The organism is Microvirga sp. BSC39, assembly GCF_000739015.1.
Lineage (GTDB): Bacteria > Pseudomonadota > Alphaproteobacteria > Rhizobiales > Beijerinckiaceae > Microvirga.
The window spans coordinates 1-14052 of the sequence record NZ_JPUG01000042.1 but is presented as its reverse complement, the minus strand read 5'-3'; the positions used below and the strand labels follow the sequence as shown (position 1 = coordinate 14052).

The following is a 14052-nucleotide window of genomic DNA, read 5'->3' as shown; positions in this document are numbered from 1 at the left end:
GGGCTGACCTTGACCGTACTTCCGCACTGCTGGGATGAGCCGACCTTCGCACCGACTTCTGCTGCTACTCAGTTTGACCCAGAGAGGAATTCTGAAGCAGAGGTGCTAGGAACGGGTCTCGACATCGTGAGGTGACAGCGTCGCGCCGAGTGCCCAATCCTGCGGCGGATCTTTAGGGACTGCGCGACGGGCTCTGTACCGGCCCCGTCGACCGTTCTAGTACTCGGACTTCCAACAAACCGTTCCAGTCACTAGCTCCTCGATTCAAGGGCGTTCATGTTTCACCTGACTTTCGCACTGCCCGCCCTCTATGTGCTGGCGCGGTTCGTGTGGCCGCTTCCGTGGGCGCCGGGCGGGAAGATTGCCCTTGCCATCGCCGTGCTCGTGGCCTCGCAATACCATCTCTGGAGCCGCCTTTCGTCCGGCTCGGTCTTCTCGCCCGAGTTTCCCCGTGCTCTCGTGCTTCTGTTCAACTGGGCTTTCGGGGCAATCGCGCTGCTGGCGGTGATGCAGATTGCCCTCGATGTGACCACCTTGATCGTACGTCTGTTTCGGGGCGGCGGAGCCATACCAGTCGGCGTGCGCTACACGACCGCGATGGCGGCCATGCTGCTTTCGGCAGTCGGCGTGTACCAGGCGACACGTGTTCCCCCGCTCAACGATATCGAGATCGCCATCCCAGGCCTGCCGCCTCAGTTCGACGGCTACAGGCTCCTGCAACTGACCGACCTGCACATCAGCCGCCTGTTCCCTAAGGAGTGGACCCAAGCGGTGGTCGAGCGGTCCAACGCGCTCGGTGTCGACCTGATCGTGGTCACCGGCGATCTGATCGACGGCTCGTTCGGCGCGCGGCGTGCCGACGTGGAACCGCTGCGCGGACTGCGTGCGAAGGACGGCGTCTGGGTCATTCCCGGCAATCACGAGTACTTCTTCGGCTACGAGGAGTGGATGCTCCAGTACGCCAGCCTGGGGATGCAGGCGCTCGTCAACGATCATACGGTCCTGAACCGTGATGGCGGATCGCTCGTGCTGGCCGGCGTCACTGACTTATCGGCGCCTCGATCCTTCCATCCCGCACCGGACCTGTCGGCCGCGCTTGAGGGCGCGCCGTCCGAAACGCCGATCCTCCTGCTCGATCACCAGCCGAGGAACGCCTCGCAGGCGGCCGCACGGGGAGTGGCGCTGCAACTCTCGGGGCATACCCACGGTGGTATGATCCCAGGACTGGACCGGCTAGTTGCGCGCGCCAACAACGGGTTCGTCTCGGGTCGGTACCAGGTTGGCGGCATGACACTCTACGTCAACAACGGCACGGCATTATGGCCCGGCTTTGCCTTGAGGCTCGGGCGTCCCTCTGAGCTGACTCGCATCACCCTGCGACGCGCGTCACCGCAGGATCGTTCGCCCGCTCATGCGCCGACGAGTTCAGAGCGAACGCTTGCTCCGGCCACCGCAGGCTGAATTCACGATGAGAAGGCCGCCCAGCGGAATGGCAGCTATGGTACATCCCGGGTGGGGCCGAACTTCTGTTTTGAACAGGAAGATCGGACGTTCCTGCCAGTGAACGAACTTCACTGCCTGACCCGCTGCGGACCTTTGCGGGTTTTGATTCCGGCTTGCTCTGCCCGCACTGGCTTGACTTGAGTGATTGTGCCTGCACATGGAGCTGAGGAAAAGGCAAGGAGACGCTGGCGCGTAGCGACGGCTCGTGCTGCGGAGATGCAAACTGGCACTACGACTAACGCAGGACAGAAGTACCCCGGCCATATGGCCGGGGCACCTGTGCTGGCCGTGGAATGGCTAGATCACGAAGAAATCGCTTGCCGTGATGCTGGTCCTGTTGGTCAGCGTTGCAAACAGCGTCTGGTTGTCCCGTGCTCCGCCGTCGGCATCGAAGAACAGGTTGCCTGTGCTCTGATCGTAGATGACCCGGTCATCGGCCTCCGCGGCGGCGCTCGTGAGCGCGAACGCATTGGCACTCAGGGCTCCGTCCGTCAGTCCGACAAAGACGGCGTTGTCCAGCCGCAGCGTGTCGTCACTGGCGCGGAAGTCCCGGATCCTGTCGACATTGCCCGCCGGGTCGAGAGGAGCGGCAAAGATAAACGCGTCATCGCCTGTTCCTCCGGTGAGCACGTCATTGCCGCCGCCGCCGATGAACGTGTCGTCGCCGCGGCCGCCGCTGAGGCTGTCATTGCCGGCACCGCCCACGAGGAAGTCGTCGTCTCGCCCGCCCGTCACCCGGTCATTGCCCTGGCCGGCGTTGAAGTAGTAGGCGTCGCCCGACACGGCGGCCTTGAGATTGTCGGCGCTTCTGGTGCCGAGGCTCACAACGTCGAACTGATCGCCGCGGGCTGCGCCCGAGACGAGGTCGCGTACGTCAAAGGTCAATCCCGACCTGGCAGCATCGAACGTGATGCCTTCATCGTCGAAGCGGCTGATGGCGCCAACGAGCTCGCCGGCACGGTTCTCGGACTGGAGGCGAACCGCGAGGCCGCCATCCTGATTGGACATCGTACCGGCATCGGTCGCTGATCCATTGCCCACCTCCGCGCTTGTAAAGGTGAGACGAACCTGCCGCGCCGAGGAAGCGGTGACGCTGACCGTGTCGGAGCCCGTGCCGAGGTTGACGACATCCGACCCGCCGGTCGAGACATTGAAGAAGGCCCGGTCGTTGCCCGTGCCGCCGAAGAGATGGTCATGACCAAAACTGCCGGACAGCTCGTCGTTGCCCGACCCGCCGACAAGATGGTCGTTGCCTGCGTTGCCGAACAGCCTGTCGTGGCCTGAGCCACCATCGAGGTAATCGTCGCCGGAGCCGCCATACAGGTCGTCGCGACCAGATCCGCCGCTCAGGTAGTCGTCACCCCCTCGGCCGTACAGATCGTCGTTTCCACCACGACCCTGGAGGTTGTCGTCGTTCCCCGTTCCGCGCAGCACGTTGTTTCCGCCGTTCCCGACAACGGCGTCGCGAACCTGGAGGGAGACCGCATCCTGAAACAACGCAAGGGCGCTGTTGTAGGAGAGTTCGCGGATCTCGCCGGAAGCGATCGGCAGCACGAGCTTGTAGCCTGCCGTGCCGTCCACCTCGCCAGCCGTGCCTTGCCCGTGCCCTGCGAGAACCGTCTTGCCGTGCAGAACGATCTCTCGCCTGTTCAGCGACACGTCGTCCAGCAGCTTTGCGAGTTCCCCATTGCGGGCATCGGACAGGTCGTAGGTTTGGGAGAACAGGAACGAGGTACCGGTGGGTTTAGGGAGCCCGGAAGCACCAGAGCCAGGAGGGGACGTGAGGTCGAGGAGCACGGGACCATACGTGTCCAGCCCCTCGGCCAGTTCGATGAAGCCATCCCGGTCATCGTCCTGAGCCAGTGTCGGCACGGTTGCGTTGCTTCCATCCACGAAGCCGTGGATGTGCTGCGGATGGATCTGGCCAGCCTCCACACCGCGGGCAGCTGTGATGACGGTGAGCCGGTTGCCCTTGAGCAGGAGCAGCGCCCCGCCTTCAGCCTCAGAATTGTTAAGCTCGTTCAGGTCCGCGAAGAACACGCGGTCTGCACCCGCAAAGGCTTGAAGGGCGGCGTTCAGATTGGCACTGTTCAGGTCTGCCGAACTGTGCATTCCGCTGGTTCCTCCCAGAGTTGAACTGCTGTGTCCCAAATGGTTCTGCTCAGTCATTGATGACTCCCATGGTTGGTAGCGAGTGAGCGTCAGGGGAGTAGCGTGGCCGTGGCTATAGAACAGCCGCACGAAAGACGAAGAAGAAACCAGCATTCACCCTGAGCAGACACTACACGGCAGCACCATCATTGGATGCAGACTAAAAAGAGTATTCCGATAAATAAACGCTAAGCTTGGCAGCTTCTTCTCGTCTGGTGGTGATCGACAGCAAGATCTATTGCAAATCGTTGAGATCAGAGCCGGGGTCTCGCGCAGGGCAAGCTTAGCTGACGGGTGCCTCCTGGAAGACAGTTGCTACCGGAGACCTACAACCCCTTTCCCTGCGGATCACCAGAAATGGAAAGGACGAGTGGACCTTCACAATCACACTCGTCCCGCCATTCTTCTGGTAACCGAAGAGCCCCGTAAGGGGTCCACCCTATAAAACAGGGGGAGAGGTCGGTGCTCGCAACACCGGCCTCTTCCTGGGAATATATCAAACGCCGGAGTGCATGGGACGTTGCGCTCCGGCGACTTGTGTTAGAGGAGGCCTCTGGCCCCCGGTTCGCCAAACCGTAATAAGACCAGAGACTTGCCGCCCCTACTGCTGGATGCCTGGATAGGCCCAGAGGCCTGAGACCCGCATCAGATCGCGGTAGATCACCATCCGCTCATCCTTGGACACCTTCGCGGCCTCTTCCACAGAGGGGGCGTCAAGGGCCACTACAGAAACGATCCGGGTCTTGAGATCGTACTGACGGAAGGCGTCCTCAAGAAGGGTCCGCGCCCGCCGCATGTGGCTCGCACTGGTCACCAGAATGGCTGTGTCGGCGGTATGGCGCTTCAGAAGGTTCGCCACGTTCAGAACGTTGCCCACGGTATCCTTGGACTTGTCCTCGATCAGGATGCGGTCGCGGTCGATCCCCTTCTCGACCAACCACTTGGTCATCACGTCGCCTTCCGTCACTCCTGCTTGAGGCTGCCCGCCTGTGACCATGATACGAGCCGTTGGATTGGCCTGCGCCGCCTTCAGCGCCACCTCCAGCCGGTCAAGAAGCGGCTTTTCGGCAGTTCCGTCCTTGGCCAGGGCGTAACCCAGTGCCACAATCATGACCTTACCGGGAACGGTCGGAACGTCCACATTCGGCCGCTCCGCTATGATGGCTTCAGCTCGCACAAAACGCTGGCGATAGGCCTCAGCGCGCTCCCGGTCGAGGCCGGCCATGGCCTGTTCGGCAAGGGTGGTCTGGCTCTGGTTCTCTTCGATGCGGGCGAGGGCTGCAAGCCAAGCCTGGGCGGCGAACGCGTTCGGATCCTTTGCCAGGATGTCCTCATAGGTGGCGCGGGCGCCAGCAAGGTTCTTCTGCAGGATTTGCGACGATGCTACGGCATAGCGGAAATCGAGCCGGTGAGGGGCGAGTGTAGAGGCCTCAGCGAACGCCTTCTCCACTACATCGTAGCGGCCATGAAGCGTGATGCCTTTGAAAACCTCTGCCTCTGCCTTCTTCACATCACCGCCGGACCAGTAATACTGCATGCCTGTATCGACCAGGGTTTTGATCCGGTCTGCCTTGTTCTGATCAAGGGCGTGGGCCGTCAGGGAAGAACATACCGCCAGGATTGCAACAAAGCTCACAGCTGCGGTTTTCCGCATTCGACTGTCCTCCAGAGTGGGCCGAAAGGCCAAAAACAATGCTCATGACATCATGATGAGCGATGACACAGTCATGACGATAGCCGGGCCATCTCCCACAATCAAAATTGGCCGGCCGCCTCAATGAAAATCCCGTGCGGCTACCCGGATGATCGGCACCTCGGCTGATTGCTCCGGCAATTCAGCCGCCGGCGGAATGACGATCTCCCTCGGGCCCTCGCGCAGGCGGTCGCGGGTCCCGATCTTGGCCTCATCGCCCCGTCCATGGCGCATGCTGAAAGGGTCATCTCGGTCGCCGACGCTGCGCAGCAGGTCTGTCAGGTCGATCAGGTGCTCAGCAATCAGGTGCGTCACGCCCCCTTCGCGCTGGAAACGTCCGCGCACGCCGATCATGCCGGAAGAGAGGATCAGGCGGCGCTGCTTCTCAAAGAGGGACGGCCACACGATGATATTGGCCACATCAGTTTCGTCCTCGATCGTCATGAACATGACACCCTTGGCCGAACCCGGCTTCTGGCGCACCAACACCATGCCGGCAATCGTCAGCCGCTGCCCGTCCCGGACCCGTCGTAGCGTGGCACAGCTATGGATCCGGCGCTCGCGCAGCTCACCGCGCAGGAAGGCGAGGGGGTGCTGACGCAGTGTCAGCCCCTTTGACCGGTAGTCCTCCACGACCTCCCGCCCCTCAGTCATAGGCGTAAGCGCAACCTCCGGTTCAATGCTCTCGGACCGGATCACGCGGTCCCGTTCGTCGGCCGCAGCAAACAGGGGCATGACCTCATCCGAGAGCCCGCGGATCGTCCAGAGTGCATCGCGCCGATTGACGCCTAGAGAGCCAAAGGCATCCGCCTCCGCTAGGCGTTCAAGGGCCGTGACCGGGACTTTCGCCCGGCGCCACAGCTCTTCGATGGATGTATAGGGGGCGTCGCCCCGCGCAATCGGGATCATGCCGCCGTCAGCGTTGGCCAGGCCGTGCACCAAGCGAAGCCCCAGCCGGACGGCAAAGCGGTGGCGGTTACGCGTCGGCTCCAGGGTACAATCCCACCGGGAATGATTTACATCGACGGGCCGGATCTCGACGCCGTGGGCCTTTGCATCCCTCACTAGTTGAGCCGGAGCGTAGAAGCCCATCGGCTGGGCATTCAGGATCGCGCAGCAGAACACGTCCGGATGGTGCCTCTTCATCCAGGAGGAGGCGTAGGCGATCTTGGCGAACGACGCCGCGTGGCTCTCCGGGAAGCCGTAGGAGCCGAAGCCCTCGAGCTGCTTGAAGGTGCGCTCTGCGAATTCTGCGTCATAGCCCCGCGCCGTCATTCCGTGCACCAGCTTGTCCCGGAACTTGGTCACGCCGGCTGTCAGCTTGAAGGTTGCCATGGCACGGCGCAGTTGGTCAGCCTCGGATGGCGTAAAGCCCGCGCATTCGATGGCAACCCGCATCGCCTGCTCCTGGAAGAGCGGCACGCCGAGCGTCTTTTCGAGAACCCGCTGGAGCTCCGGCCGGGGATATTCGGGTTTTTCGTGGCCCTCCCGCCGCCGCAGATACGGATGCACCATGTCGCCCTGGATCGGCCCTGGGCGGACAATCGCCACCTGGATGACGATGTCATAGAAGTTGGCCGGTTTAATCCGGGGCAGCATCGCCATCTGGGCCCGGCTTTCGATCTGGAAGACGCCGACCGTGTCCGCCTTCTGGATCATCTCGTAGGTCCTCTGATCATCGATCGGGATCGATGCCAGGTTGTGCTCAATCCCCTTGTGTTCCCGCAGGAGATCGAAGGCCCGGCGCATGCACCCCAGCATCCCAAGCCCCAGCACATCGACCTTCATGAACTTCAGGGTGTCGATATCGTTCTTGTCCCATTCGATGACCTGACGGTTCTCCATGGCGGCTGGCTCGATTGGCACGAGGTCGTCGAGACGGTCCTGGGTCAGTACAAATCCGCCCGGATGCTGGGAGAGATGACGCGGTGCCCCGATCAACTCGGAGGCCAGCTCCAGCGTCATCCGCAGACGTGGATCATTGAGGTTCAGGTTAAGTTCCTTCGCCTCCTTGTCGGTGACACCATCGTTGCCCCATCCCCAGACAAGACCGGACAGGCCCGCCGTCACATCCTCTGGCACGCCTAGGACCTTGCCCACCTCGCGCACGGCGCCACGCGCTCGGTAGCAGGTCACAACCGCCGTCAGGGCCGCGCGATGCCGGCCATAGGTGTCGTAGATCCACTGGATCACCTCCTCACGACGCTCATGCTCGAAGTCGACGTCGATGTCCGGCGGCTCCCGGCGCTCCTGCGACACGAAACGCTCGAAAAGCAAATCGTGCTCAGTCGGGTTGATGGAGGTGATGCCCAGCACGTAACAGACGGCGGAGTTCGCGGCCGACCCGCGTCCCTGGCACAGGATGCCGCGTGACTTGGCGAAGTTCACGATGGCATGGACGGTGAGAAAGTAGGGGGCATAGCCCAACTCCTCGATGAGATGGAGTTCGTGGTGGCAGGTGGCAGCGACGACATCAGGCACGCCGTCCGGGTAGCGCTTCGCCGCGCCCTCCCAGGTCAGCCGCTCCAGCTTCTCCTGCGCGGTCTCTCCCGGTTCCGTCTCGGATGGGTACTGGTACCGCAATTCGTGGAGCGAGAAGGTGCAGCGGTCGAGGATCTCGCCAATCCTCCGGAACGCCCCCGGGTGGCGCTCGAACAGGCGCTGCATCTCTACCGGATCCTTCAGAAATCGGTCTGCATGCCGGTCGAGCCGGAAGCCCGCCTCGTCGATGGTGCAGCGCTGACGGATGCAGGAGACCACATCCTGCAGGCGCCGGCGGGACGGGTGGTGATAGAGAACGTCGCCCATAGCGATCGTCGGCACCTTCGCGGCCTGGGCCGCCTCTTCCACATAATGAAGCCGAAGATGTTCGTTTGGCGCAAACCGCCGGATCAGCGCCATATAGGCGCGGTCGCCAAAGACCGCTTTCAGCCGCGCTAGGTAGCTTTTAAGCTCCTCGCCCGCCTCGTCACCCAGCAGGATGGCCAGCAGACCCTCATTCCAGGCGACCACATCGTCCCAGGTCAGGAGGCACTTGCCCTTGCCGCCACGGCTCTTTCCCACACTGAGCAGTCGGCACAAACGCGAATAGGCTGCCCGGTCCATTGGGTAGACAAGCAGCGACGTGCCGTCGGTCAGATCGAGACGGCAGCCGACGATGAGGCGTACGCCCGTTTCTCGCGACGCCTCATAGGCCCGCACAATTCCGGCGAGAGAATTACGGTCGACGACGCCCAGCGCCGTGATGCCGAGGAGCTTCGCCTGTTCGAACAATTCGGCGGGACTCGACGCTCCGCGCAGGAAGGAGAAATGGGTGGTAACCTGGAGCTCGGCATACATCAGCCGAAGAACCCGTGCATCCACCAGCGCCCACCCTCTGCGGTGGGGGCATCGCGGAAGACCCAGAAGCGGCCGCCCTGGTCTGTCTCAATTCGATAATAGTCGCGCGAGGGCCTGTCAGGGTCACCGGCCCACCATTCGGGCGCGATCCGCTCCGGTCCGTCGGCTCTGACGACCTTATGACGGATTTTACGCCAGATGATCTGTACGGGCGGGTGATCCGGCAGCAGCGCAGTGGACACCACTGGCTCCGGCGGGTCGAGCAGGCGCGTCGGCCGGGGCAGGGTTTCGGGCCAGGTTGCCTCGGTTGGAGGGGCGAGCGCTAGAATCCGCTTCGCCATGCGCTCTGGGATCAGCGTCTGCACCGGGGCAAGGCGATAAACGCGGGCGCTTCCCACCTTGGCGCTGAGGCGGTCCACAAGGCGGCTCAGGTCGACGTCAGCCGCGGACCCGCTCTCAATACCCCGTGCCTCCGTCTGGGTTTGCACAAAAGGCTCGACCTTGCTCGCAACCAGAACCATCTCCTCGATGCCGAAGCCCGGATCGATGGTCTGCAGGCGCTCGTCAAAGAGCTTTGCCAAGTGTGCGTGTTCCCGTGTCGCCTTTGCAGTGCCAACCCGAAGAGACGCGCCCTTCTCGTCCACCCGGCGCAGGATCAGGTCCAGGCGTCGAACGCCCTGGCCGCGTTTGACCAGCTGCCGACACAGGTCCTCAGCAAGATCCCGTACAACCTTCTGCAGATACTCCAGGCGGCTAATCGGCTCCGCAAAGGCTCGGGTGGCAATCGCTGTCTCCTCCGGGATGAGGGGATTGATGGGCTCAAAGGCATGGCCCATCGCCTGATCGAGCCTGAGCGCCACGTCATTGCCGAAGCGCCGGACCATCGGTGCACGCGGCATAGCCGCAAGCTGCCCGACCCGCTCGACACCGAGCTTGTGCATCGTCGCGACCGTGTGCCGCGGTAGCCTCAATGAGGCAACCGGCAGGGTCGCAACAGCCTCAACGGAGCGGCCAACAGGAATGATTCCGCCGCCGCGGAAGCGGGCGACCGCCCATGCGGTGCCGGGCGCGTCGGCTATCGCCGCCTTCGCCGTGATGCCTTGCCGGGTGAACCGGATCAGCAGGTGCTCGAGAAGCTTCTCCTCACTGCCGAACAGATGGGCTACTCCGGCAATATCGATCCAAATGCCGTCAGGCGGATCGACGGCAACGATGGGCGAGTAGGCGATCGCCCACTGTGCCAATCGGCCTAGTGCGGCTTCATCCCCTTCCGGCGCGGCCTCAATAATATGAAGGTTCGGGATCCGAGCCTGTGCCTGAGCAATGGGAAGACCCGAGTTCAGACCCAGAGCTTGCGCTGCCGCGCAGGCTGTGCCGATCCGCCGGGCTGATCCGGCTGACAATGCTGTGACCAGCGGTTCACTGGGAGGAGGGCCACCGTGTTGGCGCCTGAACCTGTCCGTGGGCCAGGTCGGAAGATACACCGAGACCATCCTCCTCATTCCAAGCACCTGTGCTCGCCTTCAGGCAAACCGCCTTGAAGACTGGACCGGCATTCAACGCCCGGCCGATTCAACGCGACGGAACATAAGGCGAACGCTATAAGCGGTGGAAGAGATCCCTAAGTTATCCCCATGGGGCCTGTGGATAGCGGGAACAAAACGTGATCACCACCCACCCTTAATATGTTGGAAACCAGCTAACCAAGTTCAGCGGCGCCAGGGCTGCAGCAGTGGCAAGCCGGGCACCTCTGATATAAAAGGGGTAAGATTTGCAAATCATTTCTGATTTTCGAAGCATGATACCAGGGCACTCCGCCCCGATGCAGCACGCCGAAGCCGTTGAAATTACAGATCCTGTTGTCTCTTTCGTCAGCGATGCTCATCAGGCTCTGACGGATCTCGGCCTGCGCAACAAGATGGTCTCGCTGCCTGCCCCGGCCAAGAGGGGGCGCTCGATCGACTTCGCCATCGATCCTGATGACTTGGTCGATCTGTTCTCCAGACCCGACGCTACCCTCCGAATTGGGGAAGACCCGCTCAGAATTGCCTCAGGCTCCCAGCGCACTCCGGCCGATCTACGCCGTGCAATTGTCAACCTGATCGCCGATGCTGAAACCATCGCGAGTGAGCAGGGCATCGAGACCCGCAGGCTCGCCATCGGTGCAATCGCATGGAAGGACGCGGAGAACGCAATCCGGACCGCCCCCTTGTTTACCATGCCGGTGACCGTCACGAGTGATCTAGTGATCGCCCCGGCTGGGCCCCTTGAGCCCAACGAGACGTTCCCGCTCTTTGCCACCCCATTCGGCTGCACAGTTGGGATTGACCCCACAAAGCCGCCGTTCAGGGCACGATCCGTCAAGGCGCATACGGTTGAACCCGTTAAAGCGGGTGGGATAGCGATCCTTGGCTACGATCCCAGGGTCAATCTCAACCTCTATGCGGGAAAGAGTGCCGCCATGCACCGCGCTCTCAACCTGTCAGCGCGGCCCTACCTGACAGAAGTCGGGGCTCTCAAGATATTGGCAGGAGGTGTATCGGCTCCATCTCGGATCCGCCCTGAGACACTCAATCTCCACCTTGTTCATGCAGACCTCAGCCAGGATGAGGCGATCACAGCAGCGAGGGCAGGGGAGTCATTCGTTCTGCAAGGCCCACCTGGAACCGGTAAATCGCAGACCATCGTCAACATCGTTGCCAACCTGCTCAACGATGAAGCGGGTTCTTGTCTCAGCCGAGAAGACAGCTGCCCTGGAAATCATCGTCGACCGCTGGCCGAAAAGCGCCGAGAGCCTGCCAGCTCCTGTCCTGCTCACTGAGTATGGGGCCGCTCTTTCCCGGAATGTGCCGATTGCGGTTTCAACACCAGCAGTGGCCGCTCTCAAGATTCCGCCCGGACTTGAATTCGATGTCGTTATTGTCGATGAGGCATCACAGGTCAGGCTCTCGCATGCAGCCGTTGCCGCAGGTCTCGCCTCCCAGATCATCGTAATCGGTGACTCACAGCAGATGGCACCGACCAATACGTTTACGCGCGCAAGACAGTCTCAAGCGCAAACGACGATGGCACTGAGCTTGTTGGACCATGCTGTGACGTCAGGGCTGCCCTCCAAGATGCTCAAGCAGCATTACCGCTCGAAGCATGAGAGCCTCATTCTCTTCTCCAATACGCGGTACTACCAGGGACAACTCGACATTATCCCGTCGCCTCTACTGGATGACTCCCTGGGTACAGCCTTCCGGTTCGTGCCCGATGCGATCTACGGCCGTGGGGAAAGGGCGATAACATAGTCGAGGCTAAAGCCCTGATTGCTGATGCTATCGCATATGCACGAGAAAATCATGCTAGGCGACACCATCCCCATGGCGGGGGCCCCGGTCAATCGGCATTATCACACTGAATGAGGACCAACGTGACCTGATCTTGACACTTCTACCTGAAGCTCTCGCTAAAGAAGGACTCTCCGAGATCGATCTCGCAGGTGGAAAGGGCCTCGAGAGACTCTTCGTCAAAGCCCTGGAGAACGTGCAAGGAGACGAGCGCGACATCGTTCTCATCTCAATGACTTATGGGCCCGATCGAAACGGCCGCTTCCTGGCGAACTTAGGGGTGCTCTCTCAACCTGGCGCAGCAAAGAGAGTGAACGTCCTTGCAACCCGGTCGAAGTGGAAGACCGTTATCTACCATTCCTTTGACATCGGTCGCTTGGACGCGAATACGAGCGCAGGTGCCGTTGCGTTCTTGCAGCTTTGGAACAAGACAACAAAGAGTTCCATCATCCAGCCGACGGTAATTCCTGCCTCTGATCTTGACCCAGAGGATGATTTGGATACGGCCTTCAAGCTTATGGACAAGCGGCTCAAGGTTGAACGCTTCTCAGTTCACAGATTCCCGCGTTTCATTGCAGGCTACGAGCGGGACAAACCCCATCGGTACATCATCTGCTTCTATTTCACTGGCCTTTACGCTCCGCTGCAGAAAGCCTCTGACATAGCTCGGCTCAAAGGTGCTGGATGGGTTTTGCGCCGGATCCCAGCCGATCGTTGGCGCGCAGATCCCAGCGAAGGACTCGCTGGAATTTATCAACGAATGGTCAGCGCCGCGCTCAAGCAATTTGAGCTCTAGTATGCCGTGTCAGTCATGCCACTTACGGTTAATGTTACCAAAACTTGCAACTACAGGTTCCATAATCAATGTTATGCGAATCCGCGATGTAGCCGGGTGGATTCTATTCTGAGGTGCGAATTCCGTTACAAACAAAGGATTTGCACTCGGAGGCCGAATGACCCTGCCCTACATCCACCTGAGCCTGGCTGAGCGGCGTGAGATCGCCCGCATGCACGCGGCTAAGATCCCGATCAATGTGATCGCTGAACGCCTGCAGCGGCACCGTTCGACCATCTACCGCGAGATCAAACGGAACTGGGTTCACGATGAAGAGCCGTTGTATCGCGGCTATTTCCATGTGGCGGCCGACATGCAAGCCCGCGCCCGGCGTCAGCGTCTGGGCAAACTCTCCCGCACACCGGTGCTCGCAGTCTACGTCATGGACCGTCTGAAAGCTGGATGGTCGCCAGAGCAGATCGCTGGCCGCCTGCGGGCATCCGGGGCGCCTGAACGGCTGTCGCACGAGACGATCTACCGGTTCGTCTACAGCTCTCAAGGGCAACAGCTCGGACTGTACCAGGATCTGCCCATGGCACGGCGCCGGCGGCGGGCCCGTTACCAGCGGAAGCCTCGCGGTCTCTTCATTCCGGCGGGCAACACCATCGAGCAGCGCCCGGCGGAGATCGCAGACCACACGAGCTTTGGTCACTGGGAAGGCGATCTGATGATGTTCCGTAAGGATCTGGGAAAGCGCAACTTGACCTCGCTCGTCGAGCGCCAAAGCCGGTACACGATCCTGACCCGCAACCCGGATCGCAACTCAACCGGGGTCATGACCGGCATGATCGAGAAGCTGAAGGTCCTGCCGGAGACGGCGCGTCTATCGATCACGTTCGACCGCGGGACGGAGTTTGCCTCTTACCCGTTGCTCAAGCAGAAGCTCGGCATGGACAGCTACTTCTGCAAGCCGCAGGCCCCGTGGCAGAAGGGTTCGGTCGAGAACACCAATGGCCGGGTCCGGCGCTTCCTGTCACGGGACACGGACATTGCCGCTTTGCCTGAGGAGGCTCTGCTTGAGATCTGTGATCGGCTCAACGCGACCCCACGCAAATGCCTGGGCTATCGCACACCTGAAGAGGTCCTGATGAGCTCTCTGGATCCGAGGCTGCCGGGGCTGCGCAACCCTAACCAACTCCGCCCCGGCAGCCCCTGACCGACCCGAGACCGATGACCCGCCAACCGTCGCACCTCGGCTT

General features: G+C 61.5%; 9 protein-coding genes. 5 read left to right on the top strand and 4 right to left on the bottom strand.

The window, feature by feature from the left end; all coding sequences use genetic code 11:
• The first annotated feature begins 276 nt into the window (after nt 1-276).
• Nucleotides 277-1461: a metallophosphoesterase gene (locus MA07_RS05150; RefSeq protein WP_036347785.1), complete on the top strand. Its 1185-nt coding sequence runs from the start codon at nt 277-279 to the stop codon at nt 1459-1461.
• Nucleotides 1462-1800: 339 nt separating this feature from the next.
• Here the strand turns inward: MA07_RS05150 and MA07_RS31145 are convergent, their stop codons facing one another.
• The 4 genes from MA07_RS31145 to MA07_RS05130 form a co-directional block, all read right to left on the bottom strand.
• On the bottom strand, nt 1801-3615 hold the full coding sequence (locus MA07_RS31145) for a calcium-binding protein (protein ID WP_036347783.1): 1815 nt from the start codon (nt 3613-3615) through the stop codon (nt 1801-1803).
• Nucleotides 3616-4255: 640 nt separating this feature from the next.
• Nucleotides 4256-5308, bottom strand: coding sequence for a YdcF family protein (locus MA07_RS05140; protein WP_036347782.1), 1053 nt, complete (start codon nt 5306-5308; stop codon nt 4256-4258).
• Nucleotides 5309-5428: 120 nt separating this feature from the next.
• Complete coding sequence (locus MA07_RS05135) at nt 5429-8686, bottom strand: error-prone DNA polymerase (RefSeq protein WP_036347780.1); 3258 nt, start codon at nt 8684-8686, stop codon at nt 5429-5431.
• Entirely contained in the window at nt 8686-10179 is a 1494-nt protein-coding gene (locus MA07_RS05130) for a DNA polymerase Y family protein (RefSeq protein ID WP_348270397.1), read from the bottom strand. Before MA07_RS05130 ends, MA07_RS05135 begins: the two co-directional genes overlap by 1 nt.
• Before the next feature lie 329 nt (nt 10180-10508).
• Between MA07_RS05130 and MA07_RS05125 the strand changes: the two genes are divergently transcribed.
• The 4 genes from MA07_RS05125 (at nt 10509) to MA07_RS05110 (ending at nt 14009) form a co-directional block, all read left to right on the top strand.
• The gene (locus MA07_RS05125; RefSeq protein ID WP_036347778.1) at nt 10509-11507 is read left to right on the top strand and encodes a DUF4011 domain-containing protein; all 999 of its coding nucleotides are present in this window, start codon (nt 10509-10511) and stop codon (nt 11505-11507) included.
• Nucleotides 11401-11979 (top strand): AAA domain-containing protein, encoded by a 579-nt coding sequence (locus MA07_RS05120; RefSeq protein WP_152568735.1) that lies wholly within the window; start codon nt 11401-11403, stop codon nt 11977-11979. The genes MA07_RS05125 and MA07_RS05120 overlap by 107 nt, the downstream gene beginning before the upstream one ends.
• A gap of 91 nt (nt 11980-12070) precedes the next feature.
• On the top strand, nt 12071-12814 hold the full coding sequence (locus MA07_RS05115) for an AAA domain-containing protein (protein WP_081928793.1): 744 nt from the start codon (nt 12071-12073) through the stop codon (nt 12812-12814).
• Between the two features lie 157 nt (nt 12815-12971).
• Complete coding sequence (locus tag MA07_RS05110) at nt 12972-14009, top strand: IS30 family transposase (protein ID WP_036345680.1); 1038 nt, start codon at nt 12972-12974, stop codon at nt 14007-14009.
• Nucleotides 14010-14052 lie beyond the last annotated feature (43 nt).

Excerpts from the sequence above, each read along its gene's own strand:
- MA07_RS05125 (WP_036347778.1), top strand. The coding sequence starts at position 10,509 with ATGCAGCACGCCGAAGCCGTTGAAATTACAGATCCTGTTGTCTCTTTC.
- MA07_RS05150 (WP_036347785.1), top strand. The coding sequence starts at position 277 with ATGTTTCACCTGACTTTCGCACTGCCCGCCCTCTATGTGCTGGCGCGG.
- MA07_RS05140 (WP_036347782.1), bottom strand. The coding sequence starts at position 5,308 with ATGCGGAAAACCGCAGCTGTGAGCTTTGTTGCAATCCTGGCGGTATGT.
- MA07_RS05110 (WP_036345680.1), top strand. The coding sequence starts at position 12,972 with ATGACCCTGCCCTACATCCACCTGAGCCTGGCTGAGCGGCGTGAGATC.
- MA07_RS31145 (WP_036347783.1), bottom strand. The coding sequence starts at position 3,615 with ATGCACAGTTCGGCAGACCTGAACAGTGCCAATCTGAACGCCGCCCTT.
- MA07_RS05130 (WP_348270397.1), bottom strand. The coding sequence starts at position 10,179 with ATGGTCTCGGTGTATCTTCCGACCTGGCCCACGGACAGGTTCAGGCGC.
- MA07_RS05135 (WP_036347780.1), bottom strand. The coding sequence starts at position 8,686 with ATGTATGCCGAGCTCCAGGTTACCACCCATTTCTCCTTCCTGCGCGGA.
- MA07_RS05120 (WP_152568735.1), top strand. The coding sequence starts at position 11,401 with ATGAAGCGGGTTCTTGTCTCAGCCGAGAAGACAGCTGCCCTGGAAATC.